This is a genomic window from Microbacterium sp. B19(2022) (assembly GCF_012030385.1).
GTDB lineage: Bacteria > Actinomycetota > Actinomycetes > Actinomycetales > Microbacteriaceae > Microbacterium > Microbacterium oxydans_B.
Genome location: NZ_JAAUVO010000040.1, coordinates 1 through 5,385, shown reverse-complemented (window position 1 = coordinate 5,385; position 5,385 = coordinate 1). Strand labels below are relative to the sequence as shown.

The following is a 5,385-nucleotide window of genomic DNA, read 5'->3' as shown; positions in this document are numbered from 1 at the left end:
GGCCATTTTGTCTAAAAGGAGTCCGGCGGTGTCCTACTCTCCCACAGGGTCCCCCCTGCAGTACCATCGGCGCTGTGAGGCTTAGCTTCCGGGTTCGGAATGTAACCGGGCGTTTCCCTCACGCTATGGCCGCCGAAACACTATTGATGTTTCAATCAAACACATAACAAAGTCATTGTTGTTATGCGGTTCTCGACCGTACATCGAGAACCACTCAGTGGACGCGTAGCACCAACAAACGGTGTGTTATCAAGTCATCGGCTTATTAGTACCAGTCAGCTGCATGCATTACTGCACTTACACATCTGGCCTATCAACCCAGTAGTCTGGCTGGGAGCCTCTCACCCGAAGGTATGGAAATCTCATCTTGAGGCCGGCTTCCCGCTTAGATGCTTTCAGCGGTTATCCATCCCGAACGTAGCTAATCAGCGGTGCTCCTGGCGGAACAACTGACACACCAGAGGTTCGTCCAACCCGGTCCTCTCGTACTAGGGTCAGATCCTCTCAAATTTCCTACGCGCGCAGCGGATAGGGACCGAACTGTCTCACGACGTTCTAAACCCAGCTCGCGTACCGCTTTAATGGGCGAACAGCCCAACCCTTGGGACCTACTCCAGCCCCAGGATGCGACGAGCCGACATCGAGGTGCCAAACCATGCCGTCGATATGGACTCTTGGGCAAGATCAGCCTGTTATCCCCGAGGTACCTTTTATCCGTTGAGCGACAGCGCTTCCACAAGCCACTGCCGGATCACTAGTCCCGACTTTCGTCCCTGCTCGACCTGTCAGTCTCACAGTCAAGCTCCCTTGTGCACTTACACTCGACACCTGATTGCCAACCAGGTTGAGGGAACCTTTGGGCGCCTCCGTTACTTTTTGGGAGGCAACCGCCCCAGTTAAACTACCCACCATGCACTGTCCCTGAACCGGATTACGGTTCGAAGTTAGATATCCAGAGTGACCAGAGTGGTATTTCAACAATGACTCCACACGAACTAGCGTCCATGCTTCAAAGTCTCCCACCTATCCTACACAAGCCACACCGAACACCAATACAAAGCTATAGTAAAGGTCACGGGGTCTTTCCGTCCTGCTGCGCGTAACGAGCATCTTTACTCGTAATGCAATTTCGCCGAGTTCGCGGTTGAGACAGTTGGGAAGTCGTTACGCCATTCGTGCAGGTCGGAACTTACCCGACAAGGAATTTCGCTACCTTAGGATGGTTATAGTTACCACCGCCGTTTACTGGGGCTTAAATTCTCAGCTTCGCCTTGCGGCTAACCGGTCCTCTTAACCTTCCAGCACCGGGCAGGCGTCAGTCCGTATACATCGTCTTGCGACTTGGCACGGACCTGTGTTTTTAGTAAACAGTCGCTACCCACTAGTCTCTGCGGCCTCCAAACGCTTTCGGGAGTAAATCCCTATACGCCGAAGGCCCCCCTTCTCCCGAAGTTACGGGGGCATTTTGCCGAGTTCCTTAACCACGATTCTCTCGATCTCCTTGGTATTCTCTACCTGACCACCTGAGTCGGTTTGGGGTACGGGCGGCTTGAACCTCGCGTCGATGCTTTTCTTGGCAGCATAGGATCACCCACTTTTTATCCGCATCGTGTCTCAGCCTATGTGAATCGCGGATTTGCCTACGACTCGGCCTACGCACTTGCACCAGGACTACCATCGCCTGGCTTGGGCTACCTTCCTGCGTCACACCTGTTAATACGCTAACCGCACCAGAATGGGGTCGTGCGCTAGGCCCAACGCGTCACCCCGAAGGGATCAGTCACTGGGATTCAGACACTTAGCACTACTGGATTAGCTTGGGCGGTTCTTCGCCGGTACGGGAATATCAACCCGTTGTCCATCGACTACGCCTGTCGGCCTCGCCTTAGGTCCCGACTTACCCAGGGAAGATTAGCTTGACCCTGGAACCCTTGGTCTTTCGGAGGACGTGTTTCTCACACGTCATTCGCTACTCATGCCTGCATTCTCACTCGTGTAGCCTCCACGGCTGGTTTACACCGCCGCTTCGCTGGCCACACGACGCTCTCCTACCCATCAACACGGCTGGACCACGAAGGCCTACCAATAATGTCAATGCCACAACTTCGGTGGCGTGCTTGAGCCCCGTTACATTGTCGGCGCGGAATCACTTGACCAGTGAGCTATTACGCACTCTTTCAAGGGTGGCTGCTTCTAAGCCAACCTCCTGGTTGTCAAGGCAACTCCACATCCTTTCCCACTTAGCACGCGCTTTGGGACCTTAGTTGGTGGTCTGGGTTGTTTCCCTCTCGACTATGAAGCTTATCCCCCACAGTCTCACTGCTGCGCTCTCACTTACCGGCATTCGGAGTTTGGCTGACGTCAGTAACCTTGTAGGGCCCATCGGCCATCCAGTAGCTCTACCTCCGGCAAGAAACACGCAACGCTGCACCTAAATGCATTTCGGAGAGAACCAGCTATCACGAAGTTTGATTGGCCTTTCACCCCTATCCACAGCTCATCCCCTCAGTTTTCAACCTAAGTGGGTTCGGTCCTCCACGACGTCTTACCGTCGCTTCAACCTGGCCATGGATAGATCACTTCGCTTCGGGTCTAGGACATGCGACTGAATCGCCCTATTCAGACTCGCTTTCGCTACGGCTACCCCACACGGGTTAACCTCGCCACATATCGCTAACTCGCAGGCTCATTCTTCAAAAGGCACGCTGTCACCCCTACTAAGGAGGCTCCAACGGTTTGTAAGCAAACGGTTTCAGGTACTATTTCACTCCCCTCCCGGGGTACTTTTCACCTTTCCCTCACGGTACTTGTCCGCTATCGGTCATCTGGGAGTATTTAGGCTTATCAGGTGGTCCTGACAGATTCACACGGGATTTCACGGGCCCCGTGCTACTTGGGATACTCTTCGCGCCAAGAGAAGCATTTCGACTACGGGGTTGTCACCCTCTATGACCGGCCTTTCAAGACCGTTCGTCTATACCTTCTTGTAACGCCGCCATCTCGGCAGAGATGACTGAAAAGTCCCACAACCCCCAACGTGCAACGCCTGCCGGCTATCACACACGCTAGGTTTAGCCTGTTCCGGTTTCGCTCGCCACTACTAACGGAATCGCGGTTGCTTTCTCTTCCTGTGGGTACTGAGATGTTTCACTTCCCCACGTTCCCTCTACCCGCCCTATATATTCAGGCGGGAGTCACTAGGTCGGCACGCCGCCCAGCGGGGTTTCCCCATTCGGACACCCTCGGATCAAAACTTGCTTATCAGTTCCCCGAGGCTTATCGCAGATTGCTACGTCCTTCTTCGGCTCCAGATGCCAAGGCATTCACCGTTTGCTCTTAAAGACTTGATAAATCACATGAGTTTGAATCAGAATCGACACCAGACCCCGAAAGGTCCGGCATGAAATTGACTAATGATCTTTAAGATCATCTTGTGCAACTGACCGAAGTCAGCTGCAAGATGCTCGCGTCCACTGTGTAGTTCTCAAAGTACGGGCGGTGCCCCCATCCACAACCCCACAAAAGGGAAACAGAAAGAGGCCCAGAGTAACCGACTGTGCACTCGACCCACAGGCCAGTGCGCATCCGGTCCCTCAGGACCCAACAGCGTGCAGGTGCGACATCCGCCACCCTCCCCGTTCCAACCAGATCCGAAGACCCGACGTACTAAAGAAGAACAACATCCTTCACACCATGTCAAATGTTCCACCCATGAGCTCCCAGCGAAGAACGTATGCCTTCGATCTGGGTTCTGGACTCCGAAGAGTCAGATGCTCCTTAGAAAGGAGGTGATCCAGCCGCACCTTCCGGTACGGCTACCTTGTTACGACTTAGTCCTAATTACCGATCCCACCTTCGACGGCTCCCTCCAAAAAGGTTAGGCCACCGGCTTCAGGTGTTACCGACTTTCATGACTTGACGGGCGGTGTGTACAAGACCCGGGAACGTATTCACCGCAGCGTTGCTGATCTGCGATTACTAGCGACTCCGACTTCATGAGGTCGAGTTGCAGACCTCAATCCGAACTGGGACCGGCTTTTTGGGATTCGCTCCACCTCGCGGTATTGCAGCCCTTTGTACCGGCCATTGTAGCATGCGTGAAGCCCAAGACATAAGGGGCATGATGATTTGACGTCATCCCCACCTTCCTCCGAGTTGACCCCGGCAGTATCCCATGAGTTCCCACCATTACGTGCTGGCAACATAGAACGAGGGTTGCGCTCGTTGCGGGACTTAACCCAACATCTCACGACACGAGCTGACGACAACCATGCACCACCTGTTTACGAGTGTCCAAAGAGTTGACCATTTCTGGCCCGTTCTCGTATATGTCAAGCCTTGGTAAGGTTCTTCGCGTTGCATCGAATTAATCCGCATGCTCCGCCGCTTGTGCGGGTCCCCGTCAATTCCTTTGAGTTTTAGCCTTGCGGCCGTACTCCCCAGGCGGGGAACTTAATGCGTTAGCTGCGTCACGGAATCCGTGGAATGGACCCCACAACTAGTTCCCAACGTTTACGGGGTGGACTACCAGGGTATCTAAGCCTGTTTGCTCCCCACCCTTTCGCTCCTCAGCGTCAGTTACGGCCCAGAGATCTGCCTTCGCCATCGGTGTTCCTCCTGATATCTGCGCATTCCACCGCTACACCAGGAATTCCAATCTCCCCTACCGCACTCTAGTCTGCCCGTACCCACTGCAGGCCGGAGGTTGAGCCTCCGGATTTCACAGCAGACGCGACAAACCGCCTACGAGCTCTTTACGCCCAATAATTCCGGATAACGCTTGCGCCCTACGTATTACCGCGGCTGCTGGCACGTAGTTAGCCGGCGCTTTTTCTGCAGGTACCGTCACTTTCGCTTCTTCCCTGCTAAAAGAGGTTTACAACCCGAAGGCCGTCGTCCCTCACGCGGCGTTGCTGCATCAGGCTTGCGCCCATTGTGCAATATTCCCCACTGCTGCCTCCCGTAGGAGTCTGGGCCGTGTCTCAGTCCCAGTGTGGCCGGTCACCCTCTCAGGCCGGCTACCCGTCGACGCCTTGGTGAGCCATTACCTCACCAACAAGCTGATAGGCCGCGAGCCCATCCCCAACCGAAATTCTTTCCAGACGCAGACCATGCGGTCACGTCACATATCCAGTATTAGACGCCGTTTCCAGCGCTTATCCCAGAGTCAGGGGCAGGTTGCTCACGTGTTACTCACCCGTTCGCCACTGATCCCACAGAGCAAGCTCCGTGTTCACCGTTCGACTTGCATGTGTTAAGCACGCCGCCAGCGTTCATCCTGAGCCAGGATCAAACTCTCCGTAAAAAAGAAATGCATACGACACCGGGAAAACGGTGACGCAGCGAGTTTGATGCTGACCAAAGAGACAAATTCATTGCTGACTT

At 54.4% G+C, this 5,385-nt stretch carries 3 rRNA genes; all 3 read right to left on the bottom strand.

What is annotated here, in order from left to right:
- Positions 1–20: 20 nt before the first annotated feature.
- Positions 21–137: ribosomal RNA gene (rrf, locus tag HCX50_RS19640) — 5S ribosomal RNA — on the bottom strand.
- Positions 138–245: 108 nt separating this feature from the next.
- Positions 246–3,350, bottom strand: a 23S ribosomal RNA gene (locus HCX50_RS19635).
- Between the two features lie 431 nt (positions 3,351–3,781).
- Positions 3,782–5,305, bottom strand: a 16S ribosomal RNA gene (locus tag HCX50_RS19630).
- The 16S, 23S and 5S rRNA genes sit together here, the layout of an rRNA operon.
- Between the last annotated feature and the right edge of the window lie 80 nt (positions 5,306–5,385).